Annotated in this window: 19 protein-coding genes; 18 read left to right on the top strand and 1 reads right to left on the bottom strand. The window is 67.3% G+C overall.

Annotation, left to right across the window (positions count from 1 at the left end; translation table 11 throughout):
* Nucleotides 1-13: 13 nt before the first annotated feature.
* Entirely contained in the window at nt 14-286 is a 273-nt protein-coding gene (locus H8B03_RS10220; protein WP_193141648.1) for a hypothetical protein, read from the bottom strand.
* A gap of 236 nt (nt 287-522) precedes the next feature.
* Here H8B03_RS10220 and fabF point away from each other — a divergent pair, with 236 nt between their 5' ends.
* From fabF to H8B03_RS10130, 18 genes are all read left to right on the top strand, one after another.
* Nucleotides 523-1,791 (top strand): beta-ketoacyl-ACP synthase II, encoded by a 1,269-nt coding sequence (gene fabF, locus H8B03_RS10215; protein WP_193141647.1) that lies wholly within the window; start codon nt 523-525, stop codon nt 1,789-1,791.
* Nucleotides 1,791-2,939 (top strand): endolytic transglycosylase MltG, encoded by a 1,149-nt coding sequence (gene mltG / locus H8B03_RS10210; RefSeq protein ID WP_193141904.1) that lies wholly within the window; start codon nt 1,791-1,793, stop codon nt 2,937-2,939. The genes fabF and mltG overlap by 1 nt, the downstream gene beginning before the upstream one ends.
* Nucleotides 2,940-3,337: 398 nt before the next feature.
* Nucleotides 3,338-3,679: a hypothetical protein gene (locus H8B03_RS10205; protein ID WP_193141646.1), complete on the top strand. Its 342-nt coding sequence runs from the start codon at nt 3,338-3,340 to the stop codon at nt 3,677-3,679.
* Entirely contained in the window at nt 3,588-4,958 is a 1,371-nt protein-coding gene (locus H8B03_RS10200; protein WP_193141903.1) for a DNA-packaging protein, read from the top strand. The genes H8B03_RS10205 and H8B03_RS10200 overlap by 92 nt, the downstream gene beginning before the upstream one ends.
* 83 nt (nt 4,959-5,041) lie before the next feature.
* Nucleotides 5,042-6,253, top strand: coding sequence for a phage portal protein (locus H8B03_RS10195; RefSeq protein ID WP_193141645.1), 1,212 nt, complete (start codon nt 5,042-5,044; stop codon nt 6,251-6,253).
* Between the two features lie 5 nt (nt 6,254-6,258).
* Entirely contained in the window at nt 6,259-6,519 is a 261-nt protein-coding gene (locus tag H8B03_RS10190) for a hypothetical protein (RefSeq protein WP_193141902.1), read from the top strand.
* Complete coding sequence (locus tag H8B03_RS10185) at nt 6,516-7,079, top strand: HK97 family phage prohead protease (protein ID WP_193141644.1); 564 nt, start codon at nt 6,516-6,518, stop codon at nt 7,077-7,079. The genes H8B03_RS10190 and H8B03_RS10185 overlap by 4 nt, the downstream gene beginning before the upstream one ends.
* A gap of 34 nt (nt 7,080-7,113) precedes the next feature.
* Entirely contained in the window at nt 7,114-8,319 is a 1,206-nt protein-coding gene (locus H8B03_RS10180) for a phage major capsid protein (RefSeq protein WP_193141643.1), read from the top strand.
* A 166-nt stretch (nt 8,320-8,485) separates the two neighbouring features.
* Nucleotides 8,486-9,082: a hypothetical protein gene (locus tag H8B03_RS10175; protein WP_193141642.1), complete on the top strand. Its 597-nt coding sequence runs from the start codon at nt 8,486-8,488 to the stop codon at nt 9,080-9,082.
* Nucleotides 9,079-9,417 carry a head-tail adaptor protein gene (locus H8B03_RS10170; protein ID WP_193141641.1) on the top strand — a complete coding sequence of 113 codons (339 nt, stop codon included), beginning with the start codon at nt 9,079-9,081 and terminating at the stop codon, nt 9,415-9,417. Before H8B03_RS10175 ends, H8B03_RS10170 begins: the two co-directional genes overlap by 4 nt.
* Complete coding sequence (locus H8B03_RS10165) at nt 9,414-9,830, top strand: DUF3168 domain-containing protein (protein ID WP_193141640.1); 417 nt, start codon at nt 9,414-9,416, stop codon at nt 9,828-9,830. The genes H8B03_RS10170 and H8B03_RS10165 overlap by 4 nt, the downstream gene beginning before the upstream one ends.
* An 18-nt stretch (nt 9,831-9,848) precedes the next feature.
* Nucleotides 9,849-10,262 (top strand): phage major tail protein, TP901-1 family, encoded by a 414-nt coding sequence (locus tag H8B03_RS10160; RefSeq protein WP_193141639.1) that lies wholly within the window; start codon nt 9,849-9,851, stop codon nt 10,260-10,262.
* Nucleotides 10,262-10,588, top strand: a complete 327-nt coding sequence (locus H8B03_RS10155; protein WP_193141638.1) for a gene transfer agent family protein — start codon at nt 10,262-10,264, stop codon at nt 10,586-10,588. The genes H8B03_RS10160 and H8B03_RS10155 overlap by 1 nt, the downstream gene beginning before the upstream one ends.
* Nucleotides 10,585-10,779, top strand: coding sequence for a rcc01693 family protein (locus H8B03_RS10150; RefSeq protein ID WP_193141637.1), 195 nt, complete (start codon nt 10,585-10,587; stop codon nt 10,777-10,779). The genes H8B03_RS10155 and H8B03_RS10150 overlap by 4 nt, the downstream gene beginning before the upstream one ends.
* A 6-nt stretch (nt 10,780-10,785) precedes the next feature.
* Nucleotides 10,786-11,448 carry a phage tail tape measure protein gene (locus H8B03_RS10145; RefSeq protein ID WP_193141636.1) on the top strand — a complete coding sequence of 221 codons (663 nt, stop codon included), beginning with the start codon at nt 10,786-10,788 and terminating at the stop codon, nt 11,446-11,448.
* Nucleotides 11,449-11,462: 14 nt separating this feature from the next.
* A complete protein-coding gene (locus H8B03_RS10140) occupies nt 11,463-12,092 on the top strand; it encodes a DUF2460 domain-containing protein (protein WP_193141635.1) in 630 nt (209 codons plus the stop codon).
* Nucleotides 12,092-12,979, top strand: coding sequence for a DUF2163 domain-containing protein (locus H8B03_RS10135; protein WP_193141634.1), 888 nt, complete (start codon nt 12,092-12,094; stop codon nt 12,977-12,979). The genes H8B03_RS10140 and H8B03_RS10135 overlap by 1 nt, the downstream gene beginning before the upstream one ends.
* On the top strand, nt 12,976-13,416 hold the full coding sequence (locus H8B03_RS10130; RefSeq protein ID WP_193141633.1) for a peptidase: 441 nt from the start codon (nt 12,976-12,978) through the stop codon (nt 13,414-13,416). Before H8B03_RS10135 ends, H8B03_RS10130 begins: the two co-directional genes overlap by 4 nt.
* Nucleotides 13,417-13,418 lie beyond the last annotated feature (2 nt).

Here is a 13,418-nt window from a genome sequence, read left to right as displayed (position 1 = left end):
CCGGGCTTGCCTCCTAGTTGCGCGCGGTCGGAAAGTCGGCCTTTGCCTTCGCGGCCTGGCCGACCCACGCGGGACGGGCCACGGGGTGTGGGGCCTGAGACAGATCCAGAAATTCGCTGGACATGAACCGCTGCGCCGTGGGGGGCGCAATGTCGGGCGCCCCGGTCGGGGCCTCTTCAAGCGGCAGAACGATCTCGGGGCCATCGTCCAGCAGCGTCAGCGATGCGGCCTGTCCCGCCCCCGCCGCGCCGCACAGCCACAGCACGCTGGCAACTACCTGTTTCATCGGAAACTCTTCCACAAATGACGACTCGACCTTGCCGCCCGGTGCGCGGGCGACTGCCGAAGTGTCTCATGCATCGGGGGCGCGGCGCACCGTTGAACCGGAACCATGATTAAGGCAGGGTTGACGGGCGAAACCCGGCCAAAGCGGGGGGGCACAGGTGGCGTTGCGCTTGCCCCACCCCCCTTGGCCAAGCTATGTGAGCAATTCAGGCAGGGATCCAAGTGCAGGAGCGAAATATGCGGCGAGTGGTCGTGACAGGTCTGGGAATGGTCTCGCCGCTGGCGTGCGGTGTGGAAACTTCGTGGCAGCGGTTGCTGGCAGGACAATCGGCGGCGGGGCCCATCACCCGTTTCGATGCCAGCCATCTGGCAACGACCTATGCGTGCGAAATTCCACTGGGCGACGGCAGCGACGGCACCTTCAACCCCGATGACTGGATGGCGCCGAAAGAGCGCCGCAAGGTGGATGACTTCATCCTCTACGGTCTGGCGGCGGCGGAAGAGGCCGTGAAAGACGCAGGCTGGATGCCCGAGGATGAGGAAGCCCGGTGTCGTACCGGCGTGATGATCGGGTCGGGCATCGGCGGGCTCAGCACCATCGCGGACACCTCGATCGTGCTGAAAGAGCGCGGGCCGCGGCGGGTGTCGCCGTTCTTCATTCCCGCTTCGTTGATCAATCTGGTCTCGGGCCAGGTGTCGATCCGTTTCGGGTTCAAGGGACCGAACCACGCGGTTGTAACAGCCTGTTCCACCGGCGCGCATGCCATCGGCGACGCGGCGCGGCTGATCCAGTGGGACGACGCGGACGTGATGATCGCGGGCGGTGCCGAAAGCCCGATCTGCGATCTCGGGATCGCGGGGTTCAACGCCTGCAAGGCACTGTCGACCAAGCGCGGCAATGAGCCGGAACGGGCCAGCCGCCCCTATGACGCGGATCGGGACGGGTTCGTCATGGGCGAGGGCGCGGGCGTCGTGGTTCTGGAAGAATACGAGCACGCCAAGGCGCGCGGCGCCAAGATCTATGCCGAGGTTCTGGGCTATGGCATGTCGGGCGATGCCTATCACATCACCGCCCCGTCCGAGGACGGCGACGGGGCCGAGCGGTCCATGCGCGCGGCGCTGAAACGGGCCGGGCTGGAGCCCGAGGCCATCGACTATATCAACGCGCATGGCACATCGACCATGGCCGACACCATCGAACTGGGCGCGGTCGAACGGATGATGGGGGAGGCAGCGTCGAAAGCGACGATGAGTTCCACCAAATCCTCGATCGGCCATCTTCTGGGCGCCGCGGGCGCGGTAGAGGCGATCTTCTCGATCCTCGCTATCCGCGATCAGGTGGCGCCACCGACCATCAACCTGGACAACCCGGCGGTCGAGACAAGCCTTGATCTGGCGCCCAATGCCAAGCGGGAGCGCGAGATCAACGTGGCCCTGTCAAACTCCTTCGGCTTCGGCGGCACCAATGCCTCGCTGGTGCTGGGGCGGGTTGCTGACGGATGCTGATCTGGCGCTCGGTTGCGTCCAATGCGTTGACGCTTCTTATCGTTCTGCTGGCCGGAGTCGGGATTGCCGTGGCCCTGGCGCAGAACTCCTATCGTGCCGAGGGGCCGTCCACCGAGGCGGTCTGCCTGAGTGTGCCGCGCGGGGCGACCATGACGTCCGTTAGCGACGACCTGGCCGAAAAAGGCTTGATCAAAATCCCCGCACTGATGCGCTTGGGCGCGGACTACGAGGAGAAGGCCGACCGTCTGAAGGCAGGAAATTTCCTGATCCCGCCGGGCGCCTCGATGCAGCAGATCGTCGATCTTGTGACCCGCAGCGGTCAAAGCACCTGCGGCAGCGAGATCAACCTGCGGATCGGCGTGGCCACCACCACGATCCGGGTGCGGGAACTGGATCCGGCCAGCTCGGAATACCAGATCACCGCCGATTTCACGCTGGGTGATCCCACGCCCGATGCCTATGACGACCTTCTCAGCCGGGGGTTTGCCCGCACGCGGGTGACCTTGGCCGAGGGCGTGACCAGCTGGCAGGTGGCCGACAGCCTGAACAAGGCGGGGTTCCTGGTTGGTGCGCCCGTGGAGGTTGCCCCGGAAGGCTCCCTTGCGCCGGGCAGCTACGATGTGGCCATGGCCTCGGACCGGGCCGAGTTGCAACAGCGCATGCGCGAGGAACAGGAAGCCATCCTGGCCGCTGCCTGGGCCGGACGCTCCGAGGGTCTGCCGCTGGAAAGCGCGGAAGAGGCGCTGATCCTGGCCTCGATCATCGAGAAGGAAACCGGCGTCGCCGAGGAGCGGCCCTGGGTGTCGAGCGTCTTCATCAACCGGCTCAACAAGGGGATGCGCCTGCAGACCGACCCGACGGTGATCTATGGTATCACCGGGGGCGAAGGGGTGCTGGGGCGCGGGTTGTTCCGCAGCGAGCTGGCCCGGCCGACGCCGTACAACACCTACACCATCGACGGGCTGCCGCCGACACCCATTGCCAATCCCGGACTGGAGGCGATCGAGGCTGCGGTAAATCCGGCCGAGACCGACTTCCTGTTCTTCGTGGCCGATGGCACCGGCGGGCATGTGTTTGCCCGGACATTGGATGAGCACAACATCAACGTGCGCCGCTGGCGCCAGATCGAACAGCAGCGCAGCCAATAGCGAGTCGCGGGCGGGACGAATCCCCCGCCCAGCCTGAAAATCGTCGTCATAAATTTGGGGATCCCTGCACCGATGGTGTGGGGATCCTGTCTTTTTGGGCTCGTGCCCTGGCAAGGCCCCGTTAATGTTCCTGAACACGCCGCGGGGTTTTCCATCGCCCGCAAAACAAGGGCGCCCGCGATGTCTCGGGCCCGTGTTAACCGATTCGAAGCCTTTGAAACCTTAACGGTTCGAACGGTTCCGTTTTGTTCTAAAAGTCTGTTTTCATTGACAAAACGGCCTGTTCCTTTTATCAATTACTGCAAGCTGGAAGACATGGACAAGACGCCGGAAAGACTTGGTGGATGTCGCGTTCATGGCTCTCTCGACGGGATACCGGGAGAGGCGGGTTAACAAGAATGGTGATGATCATCCCCGAAACGGGGGAGAACACCGCAGGGCATGTGCGCTCTGCGGCACGCAAGCAACTCGACCGCGCCACAAGCGCGCTCGACAAACTGGTGGACCAACTGGACGACGGCGAGATCGGCAAGATCGGAGAGGCGGGCAAGCTTCTTCGGGAGCTGAAGAACGCCCTGCAGTCGGCAATCGCGGAAAGGGAACGTCTTGAAAAGGAACAGCGGGAACAAGCTGGCATTGTCCACGACTATGCCCTCGACTTCGACGCCGCGAGACTTGAAATCGGGCGGCGTCTTGCTTGCCTCGGCGCCGCCGGAGGTGCGGGAGGCGTTTCTGAATGACCTGTCGCCGGGCACGCTTCTGGCCTTGCCCTATCTCTTCGAGTTCTGGGCGCTGGAGCACCAGTTGCCGCCAGAAGGCGAGTGGCGAACCTGGGTCATCATGGGTGGTCGTGGCGCGGGCAAGACCCGCGCCGGGGCCGAGTGGGTGCGCCGGGAGGTCGAAGGCTCCCGCCCGTTGGATCCGGGCCGGTCACGGCGCGTGGCGCTGGTCGGCGAGACCATCGAACAGGTGCGCGAGGTGATGGTGTTCGGCGACAGCGGCATCCTGGCCTGCTCGCCCCCCGACCGTAAACCGGTCTGGGAAGCGACGCGCAAACGCCTGGTCTGGCCCAACGGGGCCATCGCCCAGGTATTTTCGGCGCATGAGCCCGAAAGCCTGCGCGGCCCGCAGTTCGATGCGGCCTGGGTCGACGAGTTGGCCAAGTGGAAGAAGGCGGAGGATGCCTGGGACATGCTGCAATTCGGGCTGCGACTGGGCCAGACGCCCCGGCAGGTGGTGACTACCACGCCGCGCAACGTCGGCGTGCTGAAGCGCATCCTCGACAATCCGTCGACGGTGGTGACTGCTGCCGCGACCGAGGCCAACGCCGCCTATCTGGCCGACAGCTTCCTTGCGGAAGTGCGGGCCCGTTATGCCGGAACGCGGCTGGGACGGCAGGAGCTGGACGGGGTGCTGCTGGAGGAAGTCGAGGGGGCCATGTGGACCCAGCCGATGCTGCAGACTTGTCAGGTCGAGACGCTGCCGGATCTGGATCGCGTGGTGGTGGCGGTGGATCCGCCGGTGACCGGGCACAACACTTCGGACGAATGCGGGATCCTTGTTGTGGGGGTGCGCATGTCGGGGTCGCCGCAGGACTGGACCGCCTATGTGATCGAGGATGCCTCGCTGGGCAAGGCCAGCCCCACCGGATGGGCTGAAGCGGCACTGGCGGCCATGGCGCGGCACAAGGCCGACCGCATGGTGGCCGAGGTCAACCAGGGCGGCGACATGGTCGAGACCGTGATCCGCCAGGTCGATCCGATGGTGCCCTTCCGGGCGGTGCGGGCCAGCCGGGGCAAGGCCGCACGGGCCGAGCCGGTGGCGGCGCTGTATGAACAGGGGCGGGTGAAACACCTGCGGGGTCTGGGCGATCTGGAAGACCAGATGTGCCAGATGACCATACGCGGCTTCGAGGGGCGGGGCAGTCCCGACCGCGTCGATGCGCTGGTCTGGGCCCTGACCGACCTGATGATCGAACCTGCCGGGCGGTTCCTTCGCCCGCGCGTCCGGGGCCTGTAGCACCCCCCGGACCCGACACATCCGAGACCGAAAAAGTACACACCGCGGCGCAGGTCGCTTGCGGTCAAGGAGGGCCTTTGCCGATGATCAAGGAATTCTTCAAACGTGAGCCGAACCAGGCGCCGATGACCCCGCCCGCGCCAGAGCGCAAGGCGTCTGTCACCGGATCGGTGCTGGCGGCGGTGCAGGGGGCGGGGCGGTCGGTCTGGGGACCGCGCGATGCCACCAGCCTTATCCGCAACGGGTTCTCGGGCAATCCGGTGGGCTTCCGGTCGGTGAAGCTGATCGCCGAAGCCGCCGCCGCCCTGCCGCTGGTGGTGCAGGATGCCGAGCGCCGCTATGACGCGCATCCGCTGTCGGATCGGCTGGCGCGGCCCAACGGCGCGCAGGGACGGGCCGAGCTTCTGGAAATGCTCTATGGCCAGATCCTGCTGTCGGGCAACGGCTATCTGGAAGGCGCGGGCGGTGGTCTGGGCGTGATGCCGCTGGAGCTGCATGTGCTGCGGTCGGACCGGATGCGGGTGGTGCCGGGCGGCGATGGCTGGCCTGCGGCCTATGAATACTCGGTCGGCGGGCGCAAGCATCGCTTCGACATGACCGGCGATGTGCCTCCGATCTGCCACATCCGCAGCTTCAGTCCACTGGATGATCACTATGGGTTCTCGCCCTTGCAGGCGGCGGCGAACGCCGTGGATGTGCACAATTCGGCCTCGCGCTGGTCCAAGGCGCTGCTGGACAATGCGGCGCGGCCTTCGGGCGCCATCGTCTTCACCGGCCCCGAGGGGCAGGGGACCATGTCCAACGATCAGTACGAGCGGCTGGTCGACGAGATGGCCGCGAACTATCAGGGCGCACGCAATGCCGGGCGGCCGATGCTGCTGGAAGGCGGGCTGGACTGGCGGCCGATGGGGTTCAGCCCCTCGGACATGGAGTTCCAGAAGACCAAGGAAGCCGCCGCGCGCGAGATCGCCCTGGCCTTCGGGGTGCCGCCGATGCTGCTGGGGATCCCCGGCGATGCGACTTATGCCAACTACCAGGAGGCCAACCGCGCCTTCTATCGTCTGACGGTGCTGCCGCTGGCCACGCGGGTTTCGGCCGCCATCGCCGACTGGCTGGCGCGTTTCACCGGCGAGGCGGTGCGGCTGCAACCGGATCTGGACAAGATCCCGGCCCTGTCGGCCGAGCGCGAGGCGCAGTGGCGCCGGGTCCGCGAGGCCGACTTCCTGACCCGCAACGAAAAGCGCGGCCTGCTGGGTCTGCCGCCCATCGTCGAGGGCACGGGAGAGGGCGCGTGAGCGAGATGCCCAGACCAGCGCCCGGCGGTTCGCGCTTTCTGTACGAGCCCTTCGACCACAGTCCGGTGAAGGTGCACGAGGTGCAGGAGAAGCTTCTGGACCTGAAGTTTTCCGGCATCGACGGGCGGCTGGAACGGATCGAACAGATGATGGAGCGGCTGGAGCGCCGGTTGTGGCTGACCGTCTATGGGGTCGTCGCGACAATCCTGGCGCAGGCCATCCGCTCGCTTCTGACTTTGGCTCCCAATGGAGGATTTGGATCATGACCACGCAGAGCCCCTCGGGGTTGGAACACAAGTTCTGCCGGTTCGACGGAGAGGTCGCGCTGGAGGACGGTTGCCGGATCGAGGGCTATGCCTCGCTGTTCGGGCGCACGGATCAGGGCGGCGACGTGGTGGCGGCGGGGGCCTACGCAAGGTCGCTGGAGCGGCTGGGCAAGGCGGGCCGTGCGGTCAAGCTGCTGTGGCAGCATGATCCGGCCCAGCCCATCGGTATCTGGGACGAGGTCCGCGAGGACGCCACCGGCCTGTTCGTCAAGGGCCGCCTGCTGACCGAAGTGACCCGGGGCCGCGAGGCCGCCAGCCTGATCGAGGCCGGGGCCATCGACGGGTTGTCCATCGGCTACCGCACCGTCGCGGCCACCAAGGATGCCGAGGGCCGCCGGGTGCTGACCGAGCTGGAGCTGTGGGAAGTGTCGCTGGTGACCTTCCCGATGCTGCCCGAAGCCCGCATCGGCGCCAAGGCCGAGGATCGCAACGACACCCTTTGCCGGGAGCTGGCCGAGATTTTCGGCGCCGCCCGTCAGACCCTGGCCGCGGCGGACTGAGCCTCCGCGCCCAACTTATCAGAAAGGACATCGGATGATTGAACCCGAGACCAAGGCTCGGGGCGGGGAAGTTATGCCCGCCGCCCAGCCGGTGCCGCCCAGCGGGGTGGCCGAGATGAAGTCCGCCTTTGTCGGGCTCATGCAGGACCTGACCGAGTTCCGGCAGGGGATTTCCAACCAACTCAAAGCACAGGAAGAGAAACTGACCATGCTGGATCGCAAGACCGCTTTCGCCGGGCGCCCCGCCCTGTCCGTCACCGCCGAGACCGAGGTGCCGCACCAGAAGGCCTTTGAAGGCTACCTGCGCAGCGGCAACGAGGAGGCGCTGCGGTCGCTGGACCTGGAAACCAAGGGCATGACCACCACCAGTGAGGGCGTGCTGGTCGACCAGGTCACTTCGGAGGCCATCCAGAGCGTGTTGCAGTCGACCTCGTCGATCCGCTCGATCGCCACCGTGGTGCATGTGGAGGCGAACTCCTATGACGTGCTGGTGGATCACGAGGACATGGGCTTTACCTGGGCCAATGAGACCGCGACGCTGACCGACAGCAGCACGCCGCAGATCTCTCGCATTCCGATCAACCTGCACGAGCTGAGCGCCCTGCCGAAGGTCAGCCAGCGCCTGCTGGACGACAGTGCCTTCGACATCGAGACCTGGCTGGCCGGACGCATCGGTGAAAACTTTGCCCGTGCCGAGGCCGATGCCTTCATCAATGGCGACGGGGTCGACAAGCCGCGCGGGTTCCTGACCCATCCGATGATCGACAACGACAGCTGGGCCTGGGACAGCCTTGGCTATGTCTTTACCGGCGCGGCTGGGGATTTCTCGTCCACCAATGCCTCGGACGCGATCATCGAGTTGGTCTACGCGCTGGGAAGCCGTTACCGCGCCAATGCGAGCTTCGTGATGAACTCGAAAACCGCAGGCGCGGTGCGCAAGATGAAGGATGCCGATGGCCGCTTCCTGTGGTCCGACGGTCTGGCGGCGGGCGAGCCGTCGCGCCTGATGGGCTATCCGGTGCTGATCTCGGAGAAAATGCCCGACATCGCGACCGGCGTGGCCGCCATTGCCTTCGGTGACTTCGCGGCGGGCTATACCATCGCCGAGCGTCCGGACCTGCGGGTGCTGCGCGATCCGTTCTCGGCCAAGCCGCATGTGCTGTTCTATGCCACCAAGCGCGTCGGCGGTGACGTCAGCGACTTCGCGGCGATCAAGCTGCTGAAGTTCGACATCTCGTAACCGCAGCGCAGAACAAGGCCGGGCTCTGCAGGGGGTCCGGTCTTCAGGGGTGGCCGTTCAGGAATTGGTCGCGTTGTCCAGCTTTCCCATCCGTTCGAGCAGCGCGGCGGGAGGGCGGCCACCCTGCCTTGGCCTCTGGCCCAACCCCCCAAGTGGAGGACAGTTCATGAAGCTTGTCGAGCTAGCCCCGGTTTCCGTTTTCGATCTGCCCATGGCCGAATTGCGCGAGCATCTGCGCCTGGGCACCGGTTTTGCCGATGACGACATTCAGGATCCGGTTCTGGAGCGGGCCCTGCGGGCGGCGCTGGATGCCATCGAGGCGCGAACCGGCAAGGTTCTGTTCGCCCGCGCGTTCCGCTGGACGGTGTCGGCCTGGCGCAGCCCGGTGGTGCAGGCGCTGCCGGTGGCGCCGGTGACCCAGATCACCGCCCTGTCGCTGGTCGAGGCCACCGGTGCCGTGACGCCGCTGAGCCCCGCCGACGTGACCCTGGAGGAAGACTTGCACCGCCCGCAGCTTCATCCCGCCCAGGGCTGCCTGCCGACGATCCCGATGCGGGGCAAGGCCGAGGTGACCTTCGTGGCCGGGTTTGCCGCCAACTGGTCCGGGATCCCCGCCGATCTGGCGCAGGCGGTTTTGTTGATGGCCGCGCATTTCTACGAAGCCCGGCTTGACGGTGGTGACGACGGCAACCTGCCCTTCGGGGTTGGCGCGCTGATCGCGCGGTATCGCACCGTGCGCATCCTGGGAGGGGCCAGCGCATGAGCCCGCATCTTCTGAGAACGCGTCTGGGGCTGGAGCGTCCGGTGGCGCTGGCCGATGGCGCCGGCGGTGCCTCGGTCAGCTGGAGCCAGGAGGGTCTGTTGTGGGGCGCTCTGGAGCCGTTGTCGGGCCGTGAAGCCGGCCATGACGGTGCCGCGGTGTCGCGGGTGCGCTATCGCATCACACTGCGCGGGGCGCCGGTGGGCGCGCCGTCGCGGCCAAGGGTGCGCGACCGGCTGCGCGCCGGCGTGCGCTGTTTCGAGATCACCGCGGTGCGCGAGGCCGACCCGGCCGCCCGCTTCCTGATCTGCGACGCGGTCGAGGAGGTGAGCGCATGAGCTATACCACCGCTCCGGCCCTGCAGGCGGCAATCTATGGCCACCTGACCGCCGATGCGGCTTTGGCCGCACTGGTCGGCCCGGCCATTTTCGATGCGCCGCCCGACGAGGGCGCCTTGCCCGCCACCTATGTGCTGCTGGGCGACGAAGAGGCGCGGGACCGCTCGGACAAGGGCGCGCGCGCCACGATGTACCGGCTGACCCTGTCGGTGGTGACCGATGCCGCCGGGTTCCACCGCGCCAAGCAGGTGGCGGCGGCGGTGGATGCGGCGCTGACCGGTGCCACGCTGAACCTGGGCAGCGGCCATCTGGTCGCCATGACTTTCGAACGGGCGCGCGCACGGCGCACCCGCAATGCCTCCGGCCGCCGGATCGACCTGCGATTCCGCGCGCTGGTGGATGAGACCCCTTAACGAAACGGGAGAGTTTCCATGACGGTACAAAGCGGCAAGGATCTGCTGATCAAGATCGATTTCGACGGCAATGGCGATTTCCGCACCCTCGCGGGGCTGCGGGCCACGCGCATCGGGTTCAACGCCGAAACGGTGGATGTGACCAGCCTGGACAGCGCGGGCGGCTGGCGCGAGCTTCTGTCCGGGGCGGGGGTGCGTTCGGCCTCGCTGACCGGGGCGGGGGTGTTCCGCGACGACAGCACCGACCTGCGCGCCAAGGACATGTTCTTCGGCTCTCAGGTCACGGTCTATCAGGTGGTGATCCCCGACTTCGGCGTGGTTCAGGGGGAATTCCAGATCACCGCGCTGGAGTATTCGGGCAATTACGACGGCGAGGCGACCTATGAGATGTCGCTGGCTTCGGCTGGCGCCCTGAGCTTCACGGCGATCTGATGGCAAATCCGTGGCGAGGCGAGGTGGCGCTGACCATCGACGGGCAGGCGCGGGTGTTGCGGCTGACGCTGGGGGCGCTGGCGGAACTGGAGGCGGAGCTGGACAGCGGCTCGCTTCTGGATCTGGTCGGGCGGTTCGAGAGCGGCGCGTTTTCAAGCCGTGATGTGCTGGCCCTGATCGTCGCCGGGCTGCGGGGCGGCGGGTCCGATCTGGACCCGCGCGACCTGCTGCGCGCCGAGATCGACGGCGGGCCGCTGGCGGCGGCGCAGGCGGCGGCGCTGTTGCTGGCGCGGGCCTTTGCCCTGCCGCAGGAGCCGGGTGGATGAGCGGGCTGGACTGGCCCGGCCTGATGCGCGCGGGGCTGTGCGGGCTGGGGCTGACGCCGGACCGGTTCTGGGTCCTGACGCCCGCAGAGCTGTGGCTGATGCTGGGCCAGTCCGACAGCGCCGACGCCCGCATGGGGCGCGACCGCCTTGGGGCGTTGATGGCGCAATTTCCCGACACGACAACAGGATGATACAGGATGGACAGCTTGGAAGTGGAAGATTTCAACCGGCAGGTGGATGCGCTGGAAGACAGCCTGGCGGGGGCGCAAAGCGTGGCCTCGGTGTTCACCGGCGAGTTGCAGCAGATCCGCACCACCATGGCCGACACGGGACGCGAGGTGCGCAACCTGTCGGGCGGCATCAGTCGCGGTCTGCGCGGGGCGTTTGACGGGCTGGTCTTCGACGGGATGAAATTGTCGGACGCCATGAAGAAGGTCGGCGAGTCGATGCTGAGCGCCACCTATTCCTCGGCCATCAGCCCGGTGACCAAGCATTTCGGCAAGATCGCTGGGGCCGGGATCGAGTCGATGATCTCGGGAGTCTTGCCTTTCGCCAAGGGCGGCGCCTTCAGCCAGGGGCGGGTGACGCCCTTTGCGCGCGGTGGCGTGGTCTCGGGGCCGGTGAGTTTTCCCATGCGCGGCGGCACCGGGTTGATGGGCGAGGCAGGGCCGGAGGCCATCATGCCGCTGACCCGAGGGGCCGACGGCAGCCTGGGCGTCAAGGCCGAGGGCAGCGCGGCGCGGCCGGTCAATGTGGTCATCAACGTCTCGACCCCGGATGTGGCCGGGTTCCAGCGCTCGCGCACCCAGATCGCGGCGCAGATGGGCCGCGCGCTTGGTGCCGGGCAACGCAATCGCTGAACAGGAGACAGGCCATGGGCTTTCACGAGATCAGATTTCCGACCTCGCTGAGTTTCGGCTCGGCAGGCGGGCCGGAGCGGCGGACCGAAGTGGTGACGCTGGCCAACGGCTTTGAGGAGCGCAACACACCCTGGGCGCAGTCGCGCCGCCGCTACGACGCGGGCATTGGCGTGCGGTCGCTGGACGATGTGGCCGCGCTGATCGCCTTTTTCGAGGCGCGGCAGGGACGGCTGTACGGGTTTCGCTGGAAGGACTGGGCGGATTTCAAAAGCTGCCTGCCCTCGGCGGACCCGGCGCCGGGGGATCAGGTGATCGGCACCGGCGACGGGGCGACGGCGGTGTTCGGGCTGACCAAGCGCTATGTCTCGGGCAGCGAGAGCTATCAGCGGCCCATCGCCAAACCCGTGACCGGCACCGTGCGGGTTGCCGTGGCGGGCACCGAGGTGCCGCCCGGCGGGTTCAGCGTCGATGATGCCACCGGGCAGGTCACGCTGGGCGTGGCGCCGGGGGCGGGGCAGGTGGTGACGGCGGGGTACGAATACGACGTGCCGGTGCGTTTCGACACCGACCAGATTGTCACCTCGGTCGCCAGTTTCCAGGCGGGCGACGTGCCCGATGTGCCGGTGGTCGAGGTGCGGGTCTGATGGCGGTTTCGGCAGCCTTCCAGGCGCATCTGGACACCGGCACCACGACGCTGTGCCGCTGCTGGCGCATCCGGCGGCGCGACGGGCGGACACTGGGCTTCACCGATCATGACCGCGATCTTGGGTTTGACGGCACCACCTTCAAGGCCGACACCGGTCTGACCGCGCAGGCGTTGGAGCAATCCACGGGCCTGTCGGTGGACAACTCCGAGGCTTTGGGCGCGCTGAGTGCCGCCGCCGTGACCGAGGAAGATCTGGCGGCGGGCCGCTTCGATGGGGCCGAGGTCGAGGCCTGGTTGGTGAACTGGGCCGATCCGGCCACGCGCCACCCGGTGTTTCGCGGTCATCTGGGCGAGGTGCGCGCCGGCGGCGGGGTGTTCCGGGCCGAGTTGCGCGGGCTGACCGAGGCGCTGAACCAGCCGCAGGGCCGGGCGTTCCAGCCGTTGTGTGCGGCGCATCTGGGCGATGGCGCCTGCAAGGTGGCCCTGGGCAATCCGGCCAATTCCGTCACCGTCACCCTGACCGAGGCGCGCAGCCCGCAGGAGTTGCGCGTGACCGATCCGGGGGCGCATGCGGAAGGGTGGTTCACGCGCGGCGAGATGTCAGTGCTGAGCGGGGCGGCCAAGGATCTGTCGGTGCAGATCAAGGACGACCGTTTGACCGGGACGGGGCGCATTCTGCATCTGTGGGAAGACCTGCGCGCGCCTCTGGTGCCGGGCGATCAGCTGCGCCTGACGGCAGGTTGCGACAAGCGGCCCGCGACCTGCCGCGGGAAATTCGGTAATTTCCTGAACTTCCGTGGCTTTCCGGACATTCCCGGCGACGATTGGCTGATGGCCGTGCCCAAACGCGCGGGTCGCAACAACGGCGGGAGCCGGGTGCGATGAGCCGGGCACAGCAAAGCATCGCGGTTGCGCGTGGCTGGATCGGCACGCCCTATCTGCACCAGGCCACCACCTGTGGCGCGGGCTGCGATTGCCTTGGGCTGCTGCGCGGGATCTGGCGCGAGCTCTACAGCGCCGAGCCCGAACCGGTGCCACCCTACAGCCCCGACTGGTCGGAACCGCAGGGCGAGGAACGGCTGCTGGCCGCCGCCCGCCGCTGGCTGGTGGCGCGACCGCCGGGGTCCGAGGCGGCGGGCGATGTGCTGCTGTTCCGGATGCGTGACGGCATGGTGGCCAAGCATCTGGGGCTGCAATCGGCGACCGGACCGGAAGCGGCCTTCATCCACGCCTACGCGCGGCACGGGGTGGTCGAAAGCCCCCTGTCGCAGCCGTGGCGGCGGCGCATCGTGGCGCGTTTTGCATTTCCCGAAGGAGCCTGATC

This window comes from Meridianimarinicoccus sp. MJW13 (genome assembly GCF_014901205.1).
Taxonomy (GTDB): Bacteria; Pseudomonadota; Alphaproteobacteria; order Rhodobacterales; family Rhodobacteraceae; genus Meridianimarinicoccus.
Note: the sequence above shows the minus strand (reverse complement) of the source record. Positions and strands in the feature narration are given on the sequence as shown.

Excerpts from the sequence above, each read along its gene's own strand:
- H8B03_RS10220 (WP_193141648.1), bottom strand. The coding sequence starts at position 286 with ATGAAACAGGTAGTTGCCAGCGTGCTGTGGCTGTGCGGCGCGGCGGGG.
- fabF (WP_193141647.1), top strand. The coding sequence starts at position 523 with ATGCGGCGAGTGGTCGTGACAGGTCTGGGAATGGTCTCGCCGCTGGCG.
- H8B03_RS10205 (WP_193141646.1), top strand. The coding sequence starts at position 3,338 with ATGGTGATGATCATCCCCGAAACGGGGGAGAACACCGCAGGGCATGTG.
- H8B03_RS10200 (WP_193141903.1), top strand. The coding sequence starts at position 3,588 with ATGCCCTCGACTTCGACGCCGCGAGACTTGAAATCGGGCGGCGTCTTG.
- H8B03_RS10195 (WP_193141645.1), top strand. The coding sequence starts at position 5,042 with ATGATCAAGGAATTCTTCAAACGTGAGCCGAACCAGGCGCCGATGACC.
- H8B03_RS10190 (WP_193141902.1), top strand. The coding sequence starts at position 6,259 with ATGCCCAGACCAGCGCCCGGCGGTTCGCGCTTTCTGTACGAGCCCTTC.
- H8B03_RS10185 (WP_193141644.1), top strand. The coding sequence starts at position 6,516 with ATGACCACGCAGAGCCCCTCGGGGTTGGAACACAAGTTCTGCCGGTTC.
- H8B03_RS10180 (WP_193141643.1), top strand. The coding sequence starts at position 7,114 with ATGATTGAACCCGAGACCAAGGCTCGGGGCGGGGAAGTTATGCCCGCC.
- H8B03_RS10175 (WP_193141642.1), top strand. The coding sequence starts at position 8,486 with ATGAAGCTTGTCGAGCTAGCCCCGGTTTCCGTTTTCGATCTGCCCATG.
- H8B03_RS10170 (WP_193141641.1), top strand. The coding sequence starts at position 9,079 with ATGAGCCCGCATCTTCTGAGAACGCGTCTGGGGCTGGAGCGTCCGGTG.
- H8B03_RS10165 (WP_193141640.1), top strand. The coding sequence starts at position 9,414 with ATGAGCTATACCACCGCTCCGGCCCTGCAGGCGGCAATCTATGGCCAC.
- H8B03_RS10160 (WP_193141639.1), top strand. The coding sequence starts at position 9,849 with ATGACGGTACAAAGCGGCAAGGATCTGCTGATCAAGATCGATTTCGAC.
- H8B03_RS10155 (WP_193141638.1), top strand. The coding sequence starts at position 10,262 with ATGGCAAATCCGTGGCGAGGCGAGGTGGCGCTGACCATCGACGGGCAG.
- H8B03_RS10150 (WP_193141637.1), top strand. The coding sequence starts at position 10,585 with ATGAGCGGGCTGGACTGGCCCGGCCTGATGCGCGCGGGGCTGTGCGGG.
- H8B03_RS10145 (WP_193141636.1), top strand. The coding sequence starts at position 10,786 with ATGGACAGCTTGGAAGTGGAAGATTTCAACCGGCAGGTGGATGCGCTG.
- H8B03_RS10140 (WP_193141635.1), top strand. The coding sequence starts at position 11,463 with ATGGGCTTTCACGAGATCAGATTTCCGACCTCGCTGAGTTTCGGCTCG.
- H8B03_RS10135 (WP_193141634.1), top strand. The coding sequence starts at position 12,092 with ATGGCGGTTTCGGCAGCCTTCCAGGCGCATCTGGACACCGGCACCACG.
- H8B03_RS10130 (WP_193141633.1), top strand. The coding sequence starts at position 12,976 with ATGAGCCGGGCACAGCAAAGCATCGCGGTTGCGCGTGGCTGGATCGGC.